Below are 22,711 nucleotides of genomic sequence, written 5' to 3' on the forward strand. Positions count from 1 at the left end.
AGGTGATAGCAAAGGAATTTTCCATTTTTAGCTCGGGATTTACCTCTTAAGGAAAAATCATTTTTAATTTCTAAACAATAATGGCACGTTTGGTAGCTCATAGATATCCTATATAAATAGCTAATTGCTCCTAATGACTATGAGGTAATAAAAAGAAAATTGCAGGATAAAAATGAATTTCCCTAGAATAGGCAATAAGAAGATAATAGAGGGTATATTTAAAATATACCGACCATTTATTGTAACATCTAATTGGCTAATAAACTATATGAATATCAATAAATAAAAAGGTTCTCTCTACTTTAATTAAGAATTATGGGCCAACCTTAAAGGATTAATGCCTCCGGAAATAGCTGAATAGCGAATGATTTTCAACAGAAAATTGATAAGACGCAGGTTTCCGCTTTAGCATAGTCATCATGATTTTCCCTCCAGGAGTGTTGTTTTTACAAAGAGCGATCATTTCTATCCTATTAAAATCCCTAACAGCTTTTTTAGGACTATTTATACATCTTTAAGATAATAAGCAGCAGGTTTTTAATGATAGTTACTATTTGGTAACTAATTGCACACTTTCATAATTCATTTTAAGCTCAAATTCTTTTATAACGATAAGGAAAGACACTATGCTTATTAAAAGTTATTTAGCCATAATAACAACACTACTTTTTATTCTTAGCACTGACTCATATGCACATAATAAACCACATACCAATAGAGAAATTGCTACAGCATTTTTTGAAGCGATTGTGAATAAAAAAGACTTTAATTTAGCTTCCGAATATATTGGAACGGTATACATTGAACACGATCCTGAGGGCAAAGACGGTTCCGATGGTTTAAAACATTATATTGAATATTTACAAAACAATTTTCCTAAATCCCATGTAACGATTAAACGAGTGATAGCAGATGGGGATTATGTTTTTTTTCATGTACATTCTATTTTAGTTCCTGGGACTCTGGGTGATGCGATTGTAGACCTATTTAGATTAGAGAATGGAAAAGTTGTAGAGCACTGGGATGTAACGCAAGCAATTCCTGTAAACTCAGCTAACTCGAATGGGATGTTTTGAATGCGAGTAAAAGTAGGCCTCTAAACCACAAATATAAGAGCAAGCTCATCATATACCAGCTCCAACACCAAGTATAAAACGAGCTTGCAATGCTTAGACCGTGAGCTATGGTTCAAACTAAGGGAGAGCCATGCTTCAGCATGGAGTTTATGATAAACCCGATCGTTGAGGCTATCTTATATCGTATACGTGCAGGCTGTCGTTAGCGGGACTTACCGGTAGATTTTTCGATTTATCAACAATTCAATCGATGCTCTCTAAAAACAAATTAATGTATATTTTTAAACCGCGTCCACAAGAGCCTGATTTAGCATAGCGCTTTATTGACGGCAGTGAAAAAATCATCTGTTTCTGCTATCCCAAGAAAAAGCAACTCTAAAATGGGGCATTCGGATATTGATTGTTTCTATTCTAGCAAGTCAACTTAAAAGCCATCTTGATGTAGGTGCTACCTCTGATCTTATTAAGCGCACTTGGGAACACAAAATAAATTTATTCTTCACTTGACAGCCAAATATAACATCCACATGCTGCTCTATTATGAATCACATGTATTGTTTATTGACGCAGCTCGTCGCGAAAAATATTTTAAAAATTGGCCAAGACAATGGAAATCAAATGTGATTGAAGAATTTAATCAGAATGGCATGAGCTAATTTACCAATAATTGAGTGCTGCTGGATGCCACGGACAAGCCGCGGCACGTAGGAGGTAGGTTAAATTTTAGTTGATTCTTTTGTTCTTTTTAAGCATTAATTGTTTTTCTTATACGGTGTAGACACTATATCAACGTTTTCAGTTTTCGACGAAGCGGTTAAACGGTCCTTCATCTCGAAAAATTTACTTCTTAATTGAGGGGTGCTCTCTTTAGTCAAACATATATTTCCTATATTTTTTGGCACTGTTTTATATTCATCTTCATTTTTAAGTTTTTGATAAGGGTTTATTTGTGTTTTACCTCGAGCAATCCCCCATCGAAACTCAGGCACCTCATAACCTTTGGAGCTTGCAATTTCCTGAGCTTTATACAATGAAGTTAATAGTAGTTTTTTTGCTTCATCTAATCTCTCAATAGGAAAATTTAATTCTTCATCAGGTACTGAGTTTTTAGGGAAAAAAAAGTAAATTTCATTTAACTTTTGTTTTAAAAATTCAACTAACTGCTCACCATAAAAGGGATTGGGTTCTTCTAAAGCGCGTATCATTGAGTTGTAATCATAGGCATAGCCTTCTTCATGATAAATTTCAAAAAGAATGGCTTTTATCGCATGTCTTAAGTCCCGTGTTTGTTTTTCGTTAAGTTGAATATTGTTTAATTCTTCTTGAATACAATCATCTAAAGTTTTTTTTGTTTGAATAAAATGTCGTTTTGCTTCTGTAAAACTAAAGTCATGCTCCAGGTAAACTGTCCAATTTCTCGAAACCATATCAAGTGAATGTTTTACATCATGGTAGAAAAAATCACTAGCAGTTAGATGAAATTCATCAGCAAAAATTTTATCAGGAACAATTCCTAATGGATAAAAATTATAAGGGCGAAATTCAGAAAAGTTCTCGATACTCAATGGTTTCATAGTAGGAAATAAAATAATGTCTAAAGGAAGGAGATCTTCTTCAAGGTGATGTTTGTATCGAACGGATTGAAACAAAAATGGAAGTGACATTTCTTTATAAATTTCTTTTATTAAAGGAGTTCTTTCTTGGAAGCTATAATTATTTGCTTTAGCTTCAATGAGTAATTCTTTATCTTTGTCAGTCGCCTTAGCCAGGACTTCATGAAATGCGGTAATATAATCCTGTTGTTCCAAAACTTTAAGATACTCCTTTTCATTGAGGGGTTGAGTATTGAGAGATGCTTCTTGGAAATAAAGCGAAGAAGGGCCAAATTTATTGAAACGTTCATTGGATCTGTAGTAATAATCACATAGTTCGCTATACTCAGCACAAAGTCTTATGCATGCTCCATAAGGAAATTTTATTGTCACTCTTTGGACGGGGGAATCTACTTCTGATTGCTTGTTAACCTCTACTCCTTGTGCTAGTTCTATCATTCTTTTTTGGATTTGAAGAAATTTATCCTGGCTGTCAGTTAATACTGATTTATAGAACATGTGATGTTTATTATCCTGGGAAAGATTTTTTAAGGTTTTTTCTATATTTTCCAATTGCTGTGAAATTGCTTCTTGCATATCTGCAAAGGTAGGAGCAATTTCTGGAAAAGGAAATTCCAGCTCGTTATAGCCTCGAAAAATATATTTAAATTTTCGATCTAATATGTATTGTGAATCATTTTGATTATCTAGTAGTTTGTTCATTCCAGTCATTTCAACACCTATTTGTAAATTGTGTACATATTTTATTCACAAAGATCGATTTAAGTAAAATTGATAATATTTATATCTCATATCAATTTTTTTAATATGACTAGCGACCCAGAAATTTAGATAAAAAAGCTATGTTTGGATGAATTAAAAAATTGATAACTCTAACTGAAGTTAACAAATAAATCAGAAGAACAAAGGATGGTTATGGTTTCAGGATGTTGAATATGAGGATAATGCTCTAGGAGATAATTCAACGTTTGTTCCCAGCATACCTAAGTTAATATTTTTTATTGCTTTTCTGCCGCTTTAGAACAATTTCGAAAAGGGTTGATGCATTATAAGTAAAATTCATATGTCATATAAATATTATTAATTGGAATTATTTTGGTCAATAAGTTTAAATTTAATAACTCGAGTAAATTATGTAAACGCTTCTCGATAACGCTCTAGAAAATTAACAAATGCGAGTATGAAAAAATGACAAGTAATGATCAAAATAAATATAAATTTGAAGCTGAAATATTTGCTGATCCGGCAAAGGTTTATAGACGCCTAAAAGAAAGATTGGATAAAGATGGACCATTAGCTTCTATGCCTGAATTTGAAGAAGTTGTCCAAGAATTAATACAAACTTTAAATCATCCTTTCATTCAAGATTTAATTAATCATGATATCACATCAAATTCAGCGTTAAGCGGTGCTTTAGAGAACCAGTATTCGCAAGTATTACTTGCTTTACGCCATGTAGCACTTGAAGTCGAACTTGATGAGAAAGAGATTAAAGCAGGGTATCCTCATAGACCACCTACTACAGGTAGATATCCTTATCAGCCTACATTAGAAGCTATTTCCAAAGCTATGGACTTTTTTGATACTGTAGAAAGAATTGCACATAATCATAACAACCCTCTCTATCACGCAGACAGATATACCCATTATGAATTATCAATGAAACACAAAGATGGAATAATAGTCATACCTTCATCGAGAGTTCTTAGTTTAGAAGACTTGATTAGTTTAAGGGCTTACCCTACTTTAGCATTTACAGGAATGAGTACAAAAACTATATTTGCTGATGGTTATTATAATACTCCAAAAGATTTTTGGGTTCATGATGTTAATCATAATAGAAGAATGATTTCTTTTGACGACAGATATTGTGAATTGCATAACTGTAGCAGAGAAGAAGCATATCAACGATTTGCAACAACAATTAAGGAAATTATTCTTCCCTCAATAAAAATCGATGACAATATGTCAAAACAAGAAATAAATAAAAGAAGTATTATGAAAGCGCTTTATTTCGAGTTTTTGCATGAATCTGCATTGTCTCCTGATAAAGATACTTTAAAAAAGGCTTTTTCTTTTAAAGCCGGTGATCCTTCTCCTTTTGAAATTATGATTAAAAACAAACCTCAAAATATAGAAACTTTGCGTATGAAAAATAATAACTTACGCAGCGGAATTTTTGGATCCGGACAAAACATTGACTCAAGAAATACTCGAGTAAAATATTTTTACGACAATGTGACGCCAAATTTTATTGCAAGTCTATATAATAAATTAACTACCTCCTTTTATGATAATAAATACTATTGGGCAACTGATTTGCCTCCTCTTGAAGAGCGCACACCGGAGTTAATCGCTGATGCTGCTTTAACAGTGATGGAGTTATTTGGAATTGATCCAAAGGAATTAAACCTCGACAGAGAAAAACTGATGCATATTGCTCGTAACCGAGATGAAAATGGGAAAACAATTGGTAGAATTGAAAGTTATCCGCATCTAGAGTTAAAAAGACCTGCTTTGAAAAGAGAAATAGTTGAAGATGTGATTCTTTCTGAACGAAAAAAGCAATTAAGTGCTTTAAAGAGTAAAGATACCTTTTTTAAAGATGATACAGTGGTAGGTAAATTAGACGAAAATGCAAAAAATTGGAGAGAAACACTTAAAAAGTTAACCTCCCCCGATGATAGTGACATTGCCGATGAAATTACTTTGTCTTCTGACTCTAATAAAAAACCTTATTAAAGGAAATCTTGGGGCAGTTGGGGATCGTTTCCCCAACTTTCCTATTCTATAAGTCCAGGGAATGTAAGTGGATCTTGTTTTGTCAATTTCATCAACACGAAGAACATTGCATATTATAGCTACACTAAGCCCTGAATAGTCGTCACCAGAAAGTTAACCGTGATAGTCATGGAGTTTATCTGGTGTCCCATGTGCCGATACAAGTTTCTGTTTCAAAATTAACCTCTAATCCATTTAAAGTTTTTGCGCTCTCACAAAGTATTGGCCAATCACTTTGATAGCCCATAACGATGCCAACTAGGGATTTTGTATCTCAATTTAAGGATTACAATAATCACAATATTGAGGCTCAGCTGCTTCTAAACCATCTTTTCTGGGGTGTTTCTCCTGATAATCACATTGGATGCAGCCCCAAACTTCTTGTTGGTATAAGGAAGTCGGGGATGAGCAGTCATTGCAAGGAAGACTGCCTGAGGTTTTTTTAAACCCAAAGCCAGGAGTGAAGCAGTTGGGGCAACAACATTGAATTCGATTGACTAATTTTTCAGCGAGTATAGAAATCGCCTCCATCCTCAAAGGATTCATCATGGCTCTCATATCCGTGGCGAGAAAAAGCTCTTTTTCCTGTTGAAAACCAAGGGACAGGGCGGTCTCGAGCGATTGGACGTCTCTAATCCCCTTTGCAATCACCTTTTTATCACTATTGGTTTGCAGGGTGAGTGCGTGCTCGGGAAAGCCTGCTTTTTCTAAAAAATTATCAAGCTCTGTTTTTGGGGTTATGGTGATCATGCGATAATTTGTTTTGGGTGTAGTATATTGCTCTGCAATCACCCACTTGTTTTTGCGATCTAAAAATACCATGATTTCATGGTCACTGGGAATAAAGGGAAATGCGGGATGCGGACCAAAACTTCCCTCACTGGCAACCGCTAAATCATAACCATAGTGCTCTGCAGCACTCCTTGCTTTTAAAATACAGGTGCCATAGGGACTTAATGTTCTTGCAATTTCACCAGTAAAGGTCCCAAATTGGTCGGTATCAAAATCGTGCACATCCAGTGTGCACGAGAGTTTATTAAAAAATACTTCAGCAATTGCTTTTTCTTTCTCATGTTTTGAGGCAAGCAAAACCGACTGATTGCGATAGTCCATGATTAAGCTCCAGTGACTGAGTGGAAATAATCCATTCGGGCTACATCAACATCAGAAACAAACATGACACCAGAGTTCTGTTGAAATAAAGTTTTCATGCCTAAGGCTAGAGTTGCTATAGCTTCCTCCGGAGCTACGGCAAGAAACATAATCAGTGAGGCCCTGTCGTTGAATAATATTTTTCCTTCATGAAATCCATTATGGCCTTTACCTGAGATGTTTCTGAATAAGGTAAATCCGGTAACTTTTGCCTCTTCCATCATGGAGCTGATGAGCTGTTCATGCTCGCCAGAAACGATGATTTCTATTTTTTTCATAGGATGGAGGTTAATACCAATATCCTTTCGTTCTTGAACTTTAATAACTTTCATTTTTTCTCCTCGTTTTTAGTGTGCTAAAATCCAATTGCCATTTTGATTCAATTTGTAAGCTCGACCATCACTGGGGTCAATGACAATGAGATGAACCCATTCATTGAAGAACAAGGTCTTTAAAATAGCTTGTCGCTCGATAATCTTTGATACCAGTTCCTGTGGTGCATAAACTACGGTCAGCAAACGTTGCGGCTGATGGTAGGTGCTCTCATCACTACTCATTACCGATTGCAAAGGAAGTCCATGCATTAAATCACTGCCATTTCCTTGCATGATGCCCATTTTACCGGTGACATTGTGGGTGATTTTGCTGCCACTTCCGTAGGCCACATTATCCAGGGTTGAGAACAAATATTGGGTATTAATCCATTGGGCAACCACCATGGGTGCAGTGAGAATTGTTTCTAGGAAACTACCCTCTGGGTCTTTTGACCAATCATAAGAATGTAAAAAGCATCGGCCATCAAGATTGATGTTTTTTGTTAAGGAGCGTGGCGCCACAATAAAAGCAGCATTGCGTGCTAGCCCCCATTCAGGACGTGTCTCCGACCAATCCTGGCTTCTTCGCTGAATGTCTTGTTCTGGATGAGCTGAATTTAATTTTCGACCTCGCTCTAAATTATTGCTCGATTTTGCCTCCTCCAAATCAACACGTAACTGATTGACTAGATTTGGATAAAGAACTTTGACTGTGTTCAAGTTATAAAGTTCAATAGAATCGGTGGTGGTATTGTGAAGTGCAGCATAAAAAAGCGTGTCCATTGGAATATGAATTCCTTTCTCTTCTAATGCTCTTCGAACGTCTATTTTATTGAGGATTCTGGCTAAAAGCTTGGCATTGGTTCCGCCATGATTTCCACCACAAGCACCACAATCGAGAGCAGATGCGTAGGGATTGTTTTCGGTGGTACTCCCATGACCGCAAAGAATAATGAGTTTTGCAAAACCTGAGGTGAGCCCCATAAGTCGTAAAACGGTCTCGGCATAATCAATCTGCTCACTTAGGGCGATACCATGCGCCAAATTATCCTCATTTAATTCTAACGATGGTTCTGTTTGAAGTGGAGGTGCAATCAAATGGTTTAATGTTTGACTTGTTTTTTTTGTATAACCCAGAGCAACCGATTGCAAAAGCATCTTCAGGCCACACCAGGCACCAAGGGTTTCAACCAAAGCAAAAGGTGTTGCAAAATTATATTTTAATTCCTGATAGATTTTGCCAAGGGTCGTCTTAATCGTCTTGCCCTGAAGGTGTTGTTCCATTAAAAAGCTATTTGTTGCACTTGGTTTTTCATCAACACGATAACGAGGTTTTAATAATACAGGACAGCAGTCTCTTGTTTTACCACTTTCAAATTCCTGTACGCGAATGGGGATGCCAAAAAAGCCAGCAAATCCCAGCGTTTCATAATTTCCCTGCTTTTCGATAGCGCGTCGTATGGGTTCTGAGCGGACATCAATACAAAACACCAGTTGCGCATCGGCTCTTTGGGTCTTGGTGGACACTTGCTTGACTTCAGGCAACAGTGTTTTTACCAATGCTTGCTCGTAGTGTTTTTCATTGCTTTTTATTTCTTTAAGAACGTCCTGAACCAAAGAACCCTCTTCTTCGCTTCTTTTCTCCTGGCCTGCTTCAGGCCAGAGCAAGCAGGTAATGATAAGACGAACCGCAAGAAAGTCAGTGAGTGTTACCGGTTGTTGGTCTGCTGTTGTGGGATTGTGCCAATGAGTTTTCCATTTCACAAAACCCGCCCATCCCGGTAAATAAAGAAAGGTTTCGGAGATGAATTTTTCGGCTTTTTCTTTGGGTACCTTCAGTTTTTTCAGGCAAAAAATAATTGCTTCTTCTGCAGACCCAGGCAAAGTCATTATCCATTTTTTTGCTTCTTTTTTATTTTTATGAAGCTTTTTGTCAAAGCGCGCTAATTTTAAAAATCCAAAATAGAATCCTTTGTCTCGATGCGGCATTTCGATAGCACCTTGCCCGGCATCGTAAAAGGCGCTGCACCATTTAATCATCTGCAGGTTCACGTCTTCTAAAGCACGATTACGTGGAACTTCCTTTCTTTGAAAATCACCTTGCGCTATGGCCACTTCAAATCTTTGTGCTTCAAGCCCTTGTAAGGGATTGCAGGCTATAAATGTTTCTAAAGGCCAAACCGGTGCAATCCGTTGGGCTGCATTTTCCACTAAAACGCGTATTTCGACTCTCTTGTTTTGGGTTTTGATTGAAGTATTCTTTTTCATGGAGAGCTCATTTGTTTTTTCTTTATTCGCCATTACTTTTGCTGTACTCATGGTTACTCCTTAGAATAATTAGTATTTATAATCAGACCGTAGTGTGGTTACTGTTTTGGGAGAGGGCTGGCTTTGGTTAAATAAATTCATGTAGACCCAACACGAGAAATTCGATTCTTTAATTTTTTTCATCAATCCAAGGTTAAACAGTAACCAAGGCGCTACAAGCAGAGCCAAGGTAATCAGATGCAGTATGGATAGCTTAGGTAAGTAAAACATAGTTAAGTTTGGAAGCAGTAATTCAATCAGATGAATGCTTGCGCCATAAACCAAGCCCGCTAAGGAAGACATCAAGAGCCCAATGGCCATGTTGATGAGGGACAAGCGATTGTTCATTACTGTGAGCATCATTTGCGTTCCTGCAATGAATGCAAATACGAGTAAGAATGAGGTTGCTTGCAGAGACAGGATTGGCTTATTCGTCATAAATGCAAAACCAAGCATGCCTAAGATGCCGCCACTACTAGCAATTAAAACGACAATTGGTTTGTATGTCTTAATTTTAGGCTCATTACTTCTTTGGGCAACGACCGAGCCTGAGCTTAAGAATAAATAGGCTTTGAATAAACCATGCCAACACAAGTGAGCTACAGCCGCGGCAAATAGCCCTAGACCGCATTGCATCATCATAAATCCCATTTGCGCTAAAGTAGAGCAAGCCAGCATTTTTTTAATATCATATTGCATGAGCTTCCAAAAAGTTCCTAAGAAAGCTGAGATGGCTCCCAGAACGAATACAGTCATCAGTAAGTAACTCGATGCTGCAAAAAGTGGGGCAAACTTTACAATGAGGATGCCACCGCCATTGACAAGGCCTGCATGCATCAGAGCAGAAACAGGAGTTGGCGAATTTAAAGAGCTAATCAACCAGCGATGAAAGGGCCAAATAGCGGATTGAGTTAATGCGGTGAGCATAATCAGAGTCATAGCAGGCACAAAAACAGAGGATCCTGCTAGTTCCTTCTCATTTAAAGCGTTAATGGAAGCGGTGTCATTGCTTAAGGTGATTAAAGTAAAAGCGGCTAATAAACTGATGCTACCTATCAATAGGGTATTTAGGGTGAGCCGCCCCGAGTTTCTTGCCGCAGTCCATTCGCTTTTATGAACCATTAACACGATTAATAGCAGGTTGCTGAGTGACCAAGAAAACCAAAAGAGAAAGAGGTTATCTGCAAGAACCATGACTACAGCGCTAAGGGTAATCGCTGCCAGGGTAAAAAAATAACGTGAATAGATTCGGTCGCCGTCCATGTACCTTAAAGAAAATCGATGAACGATAAAACTTACCAGTAAAATTAAATTACATAATAATAAACTTAAGGTATTACAGATGATGAGCAGATAGGTCACCGGCATTTCTGAGAAGCTCAAGCGGCTTAATAAAATGAGACCGATTATAAATCCAAAACCAATAGAAAAACTTCCCCATGCAGCTGCAGAGACAGCTCTTTTTTTGCCACTAAAACAGTTAATGATCAGAGCGAGGGCAGGGGAGGCCAGAAGAGCGACAAATAAAAAATTTGTTATCGTATTCACAGTATTCCTCATTAGAAATTATTTTGCTACAATCGGAATATATTAGATAAACTTATATAAGTGAAATTAATAATTTTTATATATGTCATTAGGAGTTCTAATGAGTCTTGATACAGTGACTTTGCAATGCTTTTTGGCGGTTGCAGAAACCCAGAGTTTTACAAAAGCAGCCCTTCGAGTGGGGCGTACTCAATCCGCGATCAGTCAGCAGATTGCAAAACTTGAGCAACTGATTGAAAAACCTTTAATTCTTCGCGGACGTGAGTTGTCGCTCACCCCTGACGGAGAGCTTTTTTTAGGCTATGCCAAAAGGATTTATGAGCTTCATCGCGAATCACTCGACCGATTTAAAGCGCCAGAGCTTCATGGGGAGCTTCGTTTTGGTTTGCCTGAGGATTTTGCTTCAATGATTTTGTCGGATGTACTGGTTGAGTTTTCACGGCTTCATCCAAGGGTGATGCTGAATGTTGAATGTGAGCTGACCCTTAATTTAATCCAACGGTTCAATCACGGCGATTTTGATTTGATTTTAATCAAAACAAATCAAAGAAATCAAATAGCTGAGGGTGTAGCTGTTTGGAATGAACCGGTAGATTGGGTGGGGAAGAGAGAGCTTTTAACTCAATTCAACAAAACCACGCCAATTCCGCTGGTGCTCTCGCCAACGCCTTGTGTCTATCGTGGAAATGTTATTGATTCTCTCGATAATCACCATTTAAACTGGCGTCTTGTGTTCAGTAGTCCAAGCTATGCTGGAAAAATGGCTGCAGTGCGCGCAGGGCTAGGCATTACTGCGATACAACGAAGTATGATTCCCAGCGATCTTGAACGACTTGATGAGGGGTTCTTACCAAAATTGAGCGATATTCATGTATCCTTGTTAAAAAAGAAAGAACACAATAAAGCGATTGAATCGCTTGAGTATTTCATACTAAAGAAATTAAAACATTAATGTCTTAAAATAAAAAAGGATAATTAGAAAAGAAATGAATTCTATTAAGGATGTTTTAGATAAACCGACATTAGTATCAATTGCGCTCATTAGTCTGGTAGCAAGCTTATTGACTTTGAGCGTCCCGATTGCAGCACAAACATTAATTAATTTAATTGCCTTTGGAAAATTAATGCAGCCTGTAGTCACTTTGAGCCTCATTGTATTCATCTTGATGGCAGCTCTTGGTGCCTTAAATGTTTGGCAAACCGTAGTGCTCGAGGTCATTCAGCAAAAATTAATGGTAAAAATAAGTCTAAACCTAACGAATCATTTTACTCGCTTGTCGTTAGATAGTTTTTCAACGCATCATGGTCCTGAGCTTGTGAATCGCTTTTTTGAAGTGGTTACCATCAAAAAATCACTTGCCAGTCTTTTGCTCTATGGGGTGAATTTAGGATTACAGCTTATTTTTGGGTTGCTACTTCTCCTCATTTATCATCCCTTATTTATCATTTTTGACGCTTTTATTATTCTAAGTATCCTACTCATTATTTTCATCCCCTATCGTAAGGGATTAGAGAGTGCAAAAAAAGAGTGTGCGCAAAAACATCAAGTAGGCGCCTGGCTCGAAGAACTTTTAATTAATCGATTTTTATTCCGATTCAGTAATTACAATCACTATGCCATTTTACAATCCGACAAGCATTTGGTTTCTTTTTTAAATGCAAGGAATACTCATTTTAAGCAACTCATCAAGCATCAAATTGGTTTTTATCTCCTTTCGGCGTTTTCAGGCAGTATCCTGCTAGGATTAGGAGGATATCTTGTTATTAAAAATCAATTGAGTTTAGGTCAGCTTGTAGCTGCTGAAATTGTACTTGGTGCGCTGATTTATGCATTTAAACGTTTTGGTGTCCTTTTAGAAAATTATTACGATTTAGTGTCCTCAGAAAGTAAGATTGATGCAGTCCTTAATTTACCACTAGAGGAAATCAAAAATGAGCTTGATACTTTATTTCTGCCTATGAAAACAATCGAAATTCGGCTCTTTGATGAGATCAAAGTAAGTGCTGCATTGGAAAAGCCATTAGTAGTTTATTCTCAAAATGCAGAATTCTGTAAATCATTTGCCGAATCACTTTTGGGTTTTGGAAAAAAATGTAACATGGACCTTTTAGTGAATCAAAGTATTTGTAATGAAGAGCATCGAACAGCACTTCGCCAATACAGCTTATTGTTGCGAAAGCCGGAATGGTTTGCAGGCAGCATTTATGACAATCTGGTGTTAAACCATAAAAATGCATCAACCAAGATTATTATTGAACAATTTAATCAATTCGGACTTGCTGAAAAAATAATGCATCAACCTAATGGCTTGAAAACGATTATTTATGACTGGCAAAATGAATTTACAGAATTTGAACTCATTGCCCTAATGATTATTCGAGCTGTCTTGTTGCAGCCACAATTACTCATTATTGACCGAACTTTTGATGGATTAGAGAGAGAAAAAATTGACTTGCTCATGGAGCGATTGCTGAACTTGAATAATACCATTTTGGTTTTAGTCACTCAAACTCATGAACTCAAGGAAATGACAAATTGCGTGGTGCTTCCATGAAATTACATGCCTATACCATGATTGCAAAACTACCAAAGCCACAAAAAATCGCCAAAATAATTTTTATTATCACTCTAGTTATCGTTTTATTTTTAAGTTTTACTCCATGGCAACAGTTTGCTCTTGGTGATGGTAAGGTGATTGCTTATTCACCAACCGAAAGGCTTCATACATTAAACTCACCAATCAATGGGCGTATTAAAAAATGGTATGTTGATGAGGGGATGACGGTAAAACCCGGAGATCTTCTAGTTGAAATCAATGATAATGATCCTGGGTTATTGAAGCGATTGGAATTAGAAAAGAAAGCAATTGCACTGCGGATAGAGGCAGCAGAACAATCAATAGTAGCGGGAAAAGCCAATCTGGAACGACAAAAAAGGTTATATCAGCAAGGAATTAATTCAAAACGTCAATTTGAATTGGCACAAATTGAATATTCCAAATACCAAAGTGAGTTAGCGCAAGCAAATATTGACATGGTGGATGTTGATGTACGTATTGCCCGTCAGCAAACACAACTCATAAAAGCCCATGTGGCAGGAGTAATTTTTAAACGATTGACAGGCCAAGAGAGTGTAGTCGTTAAAGCGGGAGATGTTTTGGCACAAATTATTCCCGAGACTCAATCACGCGCTGTGGAGCTATGGATTGATGGCAATGATATTCCGTTTGTTCGACTTCATCAAAAAGCTCGCTTACAGTTCGAGGGATGGCCTGCAATCCAATTTCGGGGTTGGCCTGAAATTGCCGTAGGTACTTTTGGGGGTACTGTTTCTTTTATAGATCCCACAGACAATGGTCTTGGGTTATTTCGTGCCGTCATTATTCCTGATGAACCTTGGCCTCAAACGCGATTTTTAAGGCAAGGTGTGCGTGTTCATGGTTGGATTCAATTGGGACAAGTGCCTTTATGGTACGAACTGTGGCGGCAATTTAATGGTTTTCCACCCGAAAGTACCCCAGAGAAGGGGCAGCCATGAATCGATTTTTCGCTCATACCGAATTTAAATATCAGCTCATTCTAGGTTTTATCTGTTTCTTCCTTTCATTTGTCAGCGAGGCAAGCGAACAAAATAAATTAACCCTGGACAAGGTGCTTCAAAGTGTTGCACATTATTATCCTAAAATTAAAATAGCGCGTCTGGAAATTACAAAGGCTCAAGGCGAGCATTTGAGTGCGTTGGGAAGGTTTGATCCTTCTCTTGATGCAACTACCCGATCACAGCCCCTTGGCGGCTATATTAACAATTACGGAGATACTCAGCTTAATGTTCCAACCTTTTACAATGGAGTCAAATTATTTGCAGGTTATCGAAATGGGAATGGAGACTGGCCTATTTATTATCAAAACTACTTAACGAATTCAGGCGGGGAGTATCGAGCCGGACTTTCATTTCCTTTACTTCGTGACCGAACAATTGATAAGGATCGAACCAATTTATTGACTACCGCGGAGTCAATTGAAATGAAAAAGCACGACTCGGAAGCGATTAAAATTCAGATATATCAAGAAACGATTAAAGTTTATTGGCAATGGGTAGAAGCAGGATTGCAATTAAAAACCTTTAGGCAGTTATTAAAATTAGCTCGAAAGCGGCAAGTGGCAATTGAGCAACAAGCAAATCAAGGTGATTTGCCAAAACTCGCCATAACCGAAAACTTGCAACAAATAATCCAGAGAGAGCAATTACTTAACCAAGGGATGATGATATTTGAACAGGCTGGCATTAATTTATCTTTGTATTATCGAGATGAAAAGGGAAGTCCTAAAATTCCTTTGGAAAGAGAGCTGCCTTCGCATATTTTGATGCAGTCAGGTCAATTAGCGCAAGGATTATCTCAATTAGCTCGCCATCCTTCTTTAAAAAAACTACAAAATTACTCAAGAATAATTAAGCTTAAGCGTGACTTGGCACAAAATGAGTTGCTGCCCAATTTGGATGCTACTGCATATACGTTTAAGCAATACGGCAGTGGAGGATATTCTGCGTTAATCCCAGAGGCAGCTTTTATCGGGGTTTCTTTCAAATTTCCTGTATTACGCCGAGAAGCCAAAGGGAGGTTAATTCGTACACAGGGTGAAATCGAGCAAATAAGAGCAGAAAAAAAGTTTATGTATGAGCAGCTTAAAAATCAACTTACCAATCTTTATATTGGGATAAGAAGAATCCATCAGCAGGTAGCTTTCTTAAAGAAGGAGTATCATTTGGCACTTAAGGTGCAACAAGGAGAGACACAAAAATTCTATGAAGGAGACAGTACCTTATTTTTAGTGAATCAACGAGAGCAGGTAACCACGCAGGTGCAACTTAATTGGATAAATGCCCAGGTTCAACAAGAAGAGTTAAAAGACATGGTACGTTTCTTTTCTTCAACGAATTTGGAAAAGTAAGATAAAAAATGTACTGCGGGGTGTTGAACCGATACTCATTGATGGAAAAAAACTCTAAGGACAAGTCGATAAACATGATTGTGTACCGTTTATGAAAATGAAGGTAGAGCAAGTACCTAATTAGTATTATCCTATTTTTTTGACTTATTTTTTCAAGTGCTCTCAACGAGATCATTTGGGCTCTTAATACGCGAGCTTAAAGACGTCCTGAATCTAAAGAAGATAAAATTTCTTGAGCCTGAGCATGGATTGCTTCTTTTTTATCAGAGGGCATTTTTTGCCAATTCATATAAGCATAATGAAGTCGAGGATTATTTTTAAGCTTGTCTTCATTTTGTTTAAGAAAATTCCAATATAATGCATTAAATGGACACGCTTTTTCTCCTAGTAATGTATTTGGCTTATAGGAGCATGATTCACAAAAATTGCTCATGCGCTGAATGTATTTTCCACTGGCAGCATACGGTTTGCTTGCCATCAAACCACCATCAGCATAAAGTGCCATACCTAAGGTATTGGGGAGCTCTACCCACTCATAGGCATCAGCATAAACAGCAAGATACCATTCACAGACTTCTTTGGGGTTGATGCCTGCAAGTAACGCAAAATTACCGGTTATCATGAGTCGTTGGATATGATGCGAATAAGCCTCTACCGACGTTTGGCGAACTACTTCTTTGATACAAAACATTTTAGTGTCTGATCCCCAGAAAAATGCAGGCAAAGCTCTTGTTGCTTGAAAGTGATTCATTTCTTTGTAGGCAGGCATAAAATACCAATAAATACCATGAATGTATTCTCGCCATCCTAGAATTTGACGTATGAATCCTTCTACTGAATTAAGAGGGGCTTTTTGTTGCAGATAAGCCTGCTCTGCAATGCGACATAGTTCTATAGGTAATAACAGTCCGGCATTAAGATAAAACGACAATCTTGAATGAAATAAACTGGTTTCATAGGTTAACATCGCATCCTGATAGTCGCCAAAAGAGATAAGACAATGTTCAATGAAATAATGTGCTTCCGATAAGGCATCAGCGCGGGTCACTGCCAATTCAAAGGGAATCAATTGCCCAAAATGGGTTGAAAAATTTTTTTTCACCAATCTCAAAACTTCGACAGTAATCTCATCTTCTGGATAATTCAAGCGTTTTGGAAATGAGGGAATGTGTTTTGCAGGATTACGATTTTGCGCATCATAATTCCAGGAGCCCCCGATTGGATTATCATTGCTATCAATTAAAATGCGATATTTTTGACGCATCATCCGGTAAAAAAACTCCATGCGTAGTTGTTTTTTTCCTTTAGCCCAATCTTTAAATTCATTTATAGTGCATAAAAAGCGATTGTCTTCGTAAATTATTAATGGAACGGATAATTTACTTTTCAAGTCCTCAAACATTTTGTGAACGCGCCATTCCCCTGGCTGAGTCAGATTTATTGCAGAAGGTTGTATTTCTTCAACGGCTCGCATCAGTTCTTTGACCAGACTTCCTTGATTGTCTGGATCCTCAAACTTTGTATAGCGGACATCATATCCTTTAATCGTGAGTGTTTGAGCAAAGTGGCGCATTGCAGAGAACAAAAATGCAATTTTCTTAGGATGATGACGGACATAAGTTGCCTCTTCTGTCACTTCACACATCAAGACAACATCATCATGCCTATTGATTTCACGAAGTGCAGACAAAGTGTCACTCAATTGATCGCCTAAAATAAAGCAGAGTTTTGTCATAAATTGTTTTTTCTTAGTTAGCTAAATTTTTATTTTGGGGCGAACATGACTTAACCCCCCATCCACTGCAAGAACTTGCCCAGTTATCCAACTATTTTCTGGAGTTAATAAAAAAATAATCGCTTGAGCGATATCCTCTGGTGTTCCAATACGTCCCAAAGGATGCATCGCTGTGGATGCATTAAAAGCAAACTGATTATTTAATATGGAAGAGGTTAAGGGGCTATTAACCATTCCTGGCGCTACCACATTGACTCTTAAGTTATTTGGGGCATAAGTAGCTGCTGCAGCTTGAGCAAGACCTATTACTCCCGCTTTTGCTGCAGCAATCGCCTCATGATTTGCAAGGCCAACCAATGCTGCTGATGATGAAATTAATACTACTGAGCCGCCTTTTTTCATTATCAAACCTGCAGCACGAATTGTTGCAAATGCGGTGGTTAACGAAGCATTAATACAGGATTGAAACTCTTCAAATGTTGTCGAGTGAGCACTTTTCAAAAGTAAAGAACCTGCGCAATTAACAACACCATCAATGTTGCCAATCTTGCGAAAAACGTCACTGACAGCATCAAAATCACTGGCATCAAGTAAAAAATCTGGATTAATTTTACGATTATCTCTTGCAGTAGTGAATACTGTGTCGCCGCGTTTTATCAAAAAAGTGGTAACCGATTGCCCAATTGCACTGCTTGCCGCTATAACTAAATAATTAGCCATACTAAATTCACAAAAACGATAAGTTAGATTTACTATGCTTGATGAAATTTAAAAGTTCAATATTTTTTGTTAGATTGAAAAGGACAGTTAATTCATCTCTGAGTTTAAATCAATTAAAATAAAATCGCATTGACTTATAGGAAAAGGACAATCCAATGACACAAAAAAATAGTCTTGTTACAAGTTTGACCTATTTAGGCGCTACCCCTTTCATTGTAGCTGCATTATGCTCCCTTTTAGGTCTTAGCGAACTTCCCTATCTCGGTGCTACTCAACCCTTACTTTTTTCTTATGCAACTCTTATTGCCAGTTTCATGGCAGGAACTCACTGGGGATATGTGGTACGTTCGAATTCAACTTTCAACCTCATTCTCTTTGCAAGTGTCATAACTGTCTTAATCCTTTGGATTTTGTGGAGCAGTAGCAGGACAGTGACTTATCCCCTATTTTTAGTGCCAATTTACTTACTGCTTTTGGGCTTAGATTATTTATTGTTAAAATACAACTATGAAGAACGCTTCTATTTTAAGATGCGGACAGGTATAACCACTCTCGTCATATTCAGCTTATTAATAACTTATTTTAAACAATAAAAAAGTATGGATTTGATAATTTATTATACATATACGATAATTAAATATTGGCCGTAATGCAGCCACGCTGCAGTGTACAATGCAGACGTACTTTTCCTAAATGAGATATTCTTACTCGTTACATATTATTGGCTGCATCACAAAAAACAGTTGGTAATGATTGGAGTGATGAAATGCTTGTAGAAATTCTATCACGTGCCCAGTTTGGTTTTAGCATCGGATTTCATATTTTATTTCCAACATTGAATTTGGGACTGGCTGTATTTTTAGTTATTATGGAATTTCTTTGGTTAAAAACTAAAAAAACAGTCTATCTTGAAATTTGCAAACTGTGGACCAAGATTTTTGCACTTACCTTTGGAATGGGAGTTGTTTCAGGCATTGTACTAGCCTATCAAATTGGAACGAATTTCGGACCATTCATCACTCAATTCGGCAATGTCTTGGGCGCGCTATTTGCCTATGAAACACTGACGGCCTTTTTCCTCGAAGCAGGTTTTTTAGGTGTGATGCTCTTTGGTTGGAAAAGAGTACCACCCTTGCTTCATTTTATTGCAACTTTGCTGGTGGCTTTAGGGACAACCATTTCAGCTTTTTGGATTATGTCGGCGAATTCATGGATGCAAACACCAAGTGGCTATGAGATAGTAGGTGGGAAATACGTGGTTGCCAGTTGGTGGGCTGTGGTGATGAACCCATCGTTTATACCACGCTTTATACATATGATTTTGGCCTCGTATGTGACTACTTGCTTTGTTATTATGGGGGTTGCGTCTTATTATTTGCTTCGCAAAAAAGCAATGGAGGCCGCAAAGAAAACGATGTCTTTTGCACTTTGGGCCGCTCTAATTCTTGTTCCTGTCCAAATTGTGGTTGGTGATATTGTGGGGCTCATGGTTAAAGAGCATCAACCGCTTAAAACAGCGGCCATGGAGGGGCTTTGGCATACGCAAAATGGTGCACCTTTAGTATTATTTGCTTGGCCTTCTCAGGCAAAACAACAAAATAACTATGCTATTGAAATTCCTAAACTTGCAAGTTTTATCAATACTCATGACTGGGATGGCAAAATGGTTGGTTTAGACTCCGTGGCACCTGACCAGCAACCAAGAGTTGCCCCTGTGTTTTTCTCATTTAGAATTATGGTAGGCATCGGTCTTCTGATGTTTGCAACAGCAATTTTAGGCTTATTCCTTCGTTATAAAAACAAAATTTATGAGGCAAAATGGTTTCATTATTGGTGTTTTACACTCACGCCACTGGGTTTTATAGCCAGTATTTCGGGATGGCTCGCTGCTGAAATTGGAAGACAGCCCTGGGTGGTATATGGATTATTGAAAACTCGTGATGCAGTCTCTGCAATCAGTGCAGAGGATGTGATAATCTCTTTTACACTGCTTGTGCTTGCTTATGGCGTTGTGTTTGGGTTTTATTTGTACTATTTACTGAAACTGATTCGTTTAGGTCCTGAAATAATCGAGCAAGACCAAGTCGAGCATCATGCTTTTCAATACATGACTGATTTAAATGTGGAGAAAAAATAATGCTTCCACTTGTATTTGCTATATTACTTGCTTTTATTGTCATGATGTATGTCATTTTAGATGGGTTTGATTTAGGGATTGGCGTTTTATTTCCTTTTACAAGCAGTGAAAGTGAAAGAGATAAGATGATGAATTCAATTGCCCCTGTATGGGATGGCAATGAAACCTGGCTTGTTTTTGGCGGCGCCATATTGTACGGAGGATTCCCTCAGGTTTATGGGGCTCTTTTGCCTGTTCTTTATATTCCTATCATGTTCATGTTAATTGCCTTGATTTTCCGCGGAGTTAGTTTTGAGTTTCGTTTTAAAGCGGATAAGTCGAAACCTGTATGGAATTGGCTATTCACGATTGGTTCGATTGCAGCAGCATTTTTTCAAGGAGTCATACTTGGATGTTTTGTTCAAGGGTTTTCAATGAATCCTCAAACTATGGCAATTACTCAGTCCAGTTGGTTAACTCCATTCAGCTTATTTACTGGAATTGCTCTGGTAAGTGGTTATGGGCTTCTTGGTGCTACATGGATGATTATCAAAAGCAGCGGCAAACTTCAGGCCAAAATGGTCCACTATGCTCGTGGCTTGCTGATCGCTGTGAGTTTATTTTTAGTCTTTGTTAGCATTTGGACCCCATTGCACAGCGCCGAAGTCTTCAATCGCTGGTATCAATTTCCCAATTTTTTATGGTTAAGTCCGCTTCCTTTAATTACTGCTTTTGCCATTTATCTTACCTGGAGAAATTTATCTTTAAATTCTAATAACGAACGAAAACCTTTTATTTACAGCATTATCATTTTTTTGTGTTCTTACATTGGCATAGCTATTAGTGTTTATCCTTATTTGATTCCACATCAGATTACCATTTGGGAAGCGGCAGCCCCATCTTCGACACTTACATTCATATTAGTCGGTGTCGCCATTATGCTGCCTATATTACTTGCCTATACCTTATATGCCTATTTTCTTTTCAGAGGTAAAACAGAGGAGCATTACCATTAGGTACGGTTTCAATGCTCAATGGCAGCTATAATTTAAAGAATAACACTTCATGAGGAATAGAATCATGGCAAATCAAACGCGCGAAAATTTAATTAACCAAGCTAAGAGTGGTTCTAAAGCAATCGCTTTGATATATTCACCAATCGAGCTTCATGAATATATCGTTGAAATTATTGCTAAAGACTCCGATGTTTTTATTCATAAAGGAAAAGAGCTCTGGCATTTTAATTCTATTGACGAGGCAATGTCTCGAGCAGCAGAATATGGGGCAGAGGATTTTTTTCTGTGTGCTGATAATACTTACGATGAATGTGGTTCAGAAAGTGGACCACAATGTTTTGATTATATACCTCTTTATTCAAAGGCAAAGCACGCCAAAAATAATTAGTTATTAATTGAATGAATGGTTTCAATTTAGAAAAGAATTAGGGATTAACTTGATGAAGTTTTTAGGAAGTTTGATACACCGTTGGATTGTGAGTGAAAATAACTACAATCCTGATGAACCTTTAAGCAATGCAATTGATTGGAGTCGAACGATTCCTTTCCTTATGATTAATCTTAGCTGTCTACTGGTTTTCTATGTGCGTTTCAGTTGGATTGCCTTGAGTGTTGCAGTGATTCTGTATTTTTTCCGTTTGTTTACTATTGGTGCTTTTTATCATCGATATTTCTCTCATAAGGCATTCAAAACCAATCGCTTTTGGCAATTCATTTTTGCGGCTCTTGCAGGAACGTCAGCCCAACGTGGACCTCTTTGGTGGGCAGCACATCATAGGCAGCATCATATGGTTTCTGATACGCCAGAAGATGCACACTCACCAGTTCAACATGGCTTTTGGTGGAGTCATGTGGGTTGGTTTCTAACCAAAAAACATTATCATTACAATCCGGAGCGAGTTAGGGATTTGGAGCAATACCCAGAACTTGTTTTTCTTGAGCGATATGACATTTTAATGCCTGTATTATTATTTCTTGCTCTTTTCATCACAGGTTGGATACTCCAGACTTATAAACCACAATGGAACACGGGTGTTGGTGAAATGTTGGTTTGGGGTTTCAGCGTTTCCTTGGTAGCATTATTTAATACAACCGTAATCATTAATTCCCTGTGTCATGTATATGGTACAAGACGTTATGAAACGTCGGATAACAGTAAAAACAATCTGTTTTTTGCTCTCATTACGCTTGGTGAAGGGTGGCATAATAACCACCATCATTACCCCGCATCAGCGCGTCAGGGGTTTCGATGGTGGGAAATTGATATTACTTATTACCTAATCAAACTTTTAGAACTCATGGGTATCGTCTGGGATGTTAAACCGGTGCCCAAATCTTTATTAGAGCAGAATTTAGCTAAAAAGTAGTTATCCATAGGGGAAC

Annotated in this window: 18 protein-coding genes and 1 pseudogene; 12 read left to right on the forward strand and 7 right to left on the reverse strand. The window is 37.7% G+C overall.

The window, feature by feature from the left end; all coding sequences use genetic code 11:
* The first annotated feature begins 626 nt into the window (after window positions 1-626).
* Together EL220_RS07710 and EL220_RS18810 are read left to right on the forward strand one after the other, a co-directional pair.
* Window positions 627-1,076, forward strand: a complete 450-nt coding sequence (locus EL220_RS07710) for a nuclear transport factor 2 family protein (RefSeq protein ID WP_027272243.1) — start codon at window positions 627-629, stop codon at window positions 1,074-1,076.
* Between the two features lie 387 nt (window positions 1,077-1,463).
* Window positions 1,464-1,732: pseudogene (locus tag EL220_RS18810) on the forward strand (GIY-YIG nuclease family protein).
* Window positions 1,733-1,828: 96 nt separating this feature from the next.
* Here EL220_RS18810 and EL220_RS07720 read toward each other — a convergent pair.
* The gene (locus EL220_RS07720; protein ID WP_027272244.1) at window positions 1,829-3,400 is read right to left on the reverse strand and encodes a hypothetical protein; all 1,572 of its coding nucleotides are present in this window, start codon (window positions 3,398-3,400) and stop codon (window positions 1,829-1,831) included.
* A gap of 477 nt (window positions 3,401-3,877) precedes the next feature.
* Here EL220_RS07720 and EL220_RS07725 point away from each other — a divergent pair, with 477 nt between their 5' ends.
* Window positions 3,878-5,431 carry a hypothetical protein gene (locus EL220_RS07725; protein WP_027272245.1) on the forward strand — a complete coding sequence of 518 codons (1,554 nt, stop codon included), beginning with the start codon at window positions 3,878-3,880 and terminating at the stop codon, window positions 5,429-5,431.
* A gap of 318 nt (window positions 5,432-5,749) precedes the next feature.
* Here EL220_RS07725 and EL220_RS07735 read toward each other — a convergent pair whose 3' ends face one another.
* Genes EL220_RS07735 through EL220_RS07750 form a run of 4 tightly spaced genes read right to left on the reverse strand, consistent with a single transcriptional unit; the run spans window position 5,750 to window position 10,791 of the window.
* Entirely contained in the window at window positions 5,750-6,583 is an 834-nt protein-coding gene (locus tag EL220_RS07735; protein ID WP_027272246.1) for a DUF6671 family protein, read from the reverse strand.
* A gap of 2 nt (window positions 6,584-6,585) precedes the next feature.
* Window positions 6,586-6,954 carry a P-II family nitrogen regulator gene (locus tag EL220_RS07740; protein ID WP_027272247.1) on the reverse strand — a complete coding sequence of 123 codons (369 nt, stop codon included), beginning with the start codon at window positions 6,952-6,954 and terminating at the stop codon, window positions 6,586-6,588.
* Window positions 6,955-6,969: 15 nt separating this feature from the next.
* Window positions 6,970-9,255 carry a DUF2309 domain-containing protein gene (locus EL220_RS07745; RefSeq protein WP_027272248.1) on the reverse strand — a complete coding sequence of 762 codons (2,286 nt, stop codon included), beginning with the start codon at window positions 9,253-9,255 and terminating at the stop codon, window positions 6,970-6,972.
* Between the two features lie 18 nt (window positions 9,256-9,273).
* Entirely contained in the window at window positions 9,274-10,791 is a 1,518-nt protein-coding gene (locus tag EL220_RS07750; RefSeq protein ID WP_027272249.1) for a proton-conducting transporter transmembrane domain-containing protein, read from the reverse strand.
* 100 nt (window positions 10,792-10,891) lie between these two features.
* Here EL220_RS07750 and EL220_RS07755 point away from each other — a divergent pair, with 100 nt between their 5' ends.
* The 4 genes from EL220_RS07755 to EL220_RS07770 are packed head-to-tail and all read left to right on the forward strand — an operon-like array spanning window position 10,892 to window position 15,741.
* Entirely contained in the window at window positions 10,892-11,743 is an 852-nt protein-coding gene (locus EL220_RS07755) for a LysR substrate-binding domain-containing protein (protein ID WP_027272250.1), read from the forward strand.
* A 34-nt stretch (window positions 11,744-11,777) separates the two neighbouring features.
* Window positions 11,778-13,346: an ABC transporter transmembrane domain-containing protein gene (locus tag EL220_RS07760; protein WP_027272251.1), complete on the forward strand. Its 1,569-nt coding sequence runs from the start codon at window positions 11,778-11,780 to the stop codon at window positions 13,344-13,346.
* Window positions 13,343-14,329: an HlyD family secretion protein gene (locus EL220_RS07765; protein WP_027272252.1), complete on the forward strand. Its 987-nt coding sequence runs from the start codon at window positions 13,343-13,345 to the stop codon at window positions 14,327-14,329. The genes EL220_RS07760 and EL220_RS07765 overlap by 4 nt, the downstream gene beginning before the upstream one ends.
* A complete protein-coding gene (locus EL220_RS07770) occupies window positions 14,326-15,741 on the forward strand; it encodes a TolC family protein (protein ID WP_027272253.1) in 1,416 nt (471 codons plus the stop codon). The genes EL220_RS07765 and EL220_RS07770 overlap by 4 nt, the downstream gene beginning before the upstream one ends.
* A 196-nt stretch (window positions 15,742-15,937) precedes the next feature.
* Here the strand turns inward: EL220_RS07770 and EL220_RS07775 are convergent, their stop codons facing one another.
* On the reverse strand, window positions 15,938-17,476 hold the full coding sequence (locus EL220_RS07775; RefSeq protein ID WP_027272254.1) for a cryptochrome/photolyase family protein: 1,539 nt from the start codon (window positions 17,474-17,476) through the stop codon (window positions 15,938-15,940).
* 21 nt (window positions 17,477-17,497) lie between these two features.
* Window positions 17,498-18,196, reverse strand: coding sequence for an SDR family NAD(P)-dependent oxidoreductase (locus EL220_RS07780; RefSeq protein WP_027272255.1), 699 nt, complete (start codon window positions 18,194-18,196; stop codon window positions 17,498-17,500).
* A gap of 155 nt (window positions 18,197-18,351) precedes the next feature.
* Here EL220_RS07780 and EL220_RS07785 point away from each other — a divergent pair, with 155 nt between their 5' ends.
* The 5 genes from EL220_RS07785 to EL220_RS07805 all read left to right on the forward strand — a co-directional run bounded on the left by EL220_RS07785 (window position 18,352) and on the right by EL220_RS07805 (window position 22,695).
* A complete protein-coding gene (locus EL220_RS07785; protein ID WP_035906568.1) occupies window positions 18,352-18,789 on the forward strand; it encodes a DUF3429 domain-containing protein in 438 nt (145 codons plus the stop codon).
* Window positions 18,790-18,962: 173 nt separating this feature from the next.
* Window positions 18,963-20,333, forward strand: a complete 1,371-nt coding sequence (locus EL220_RS07790; RefSeq protein WP_027272256.1) for a cytochrome ubiquinol oxidase subunit I — start codon at window positions 18,963-18,965, stop codon at window positions 20,331-20,333.
* Entirely contained in the window at window positions 20,333-21,328 is a 996-nt protein-coding gene (cydB, locus tag EL220_RS07795; RefSeq protein ID WP_027272257.1) for a cytochrome d ubiquinol oxidase subunit II, read from the forward strand. Before EL220_RS07790 ends, cydB begins: the two co-directional genes overlap by 1 nt.
* Window positions 21,329-21,392: 64 nt before the next feature.
* On the forward strand, window positions 21,393-21,716 hold the full coding sequence (locus EL220_RS07800; protein WP_027272258.1) for a hypothetical protein: 324 nt from the start codon (window positions 21,393-21,395) through the stop codon (window positions 21,714-21,716).
* A gap of 52 nt (window positions 21,717-21,768) precedes the next feature.
* Window positions 21,769-22,695, forward strand: coding sequence for an acyl-CoA desaturase (locus tag EL220_RS07805; RefSeq protein WP_027272259.1), 927 nt, complete (start codon window positions 21,769-21,771; stop codon window positions 22,693-22,695).
* Window positions 22,696-22,711: the final 16 nt, after the last annotated feature.

Source organism: Legionella sainthelensi, assembly GCF_900637685.1.
Classification (GTDB): domain Bacteria; phylum Pseudomonadota; class Gammaproteobacteria; order Legionellales; family Legionellaceae; genus Legionella; species Legionella sainthelensi.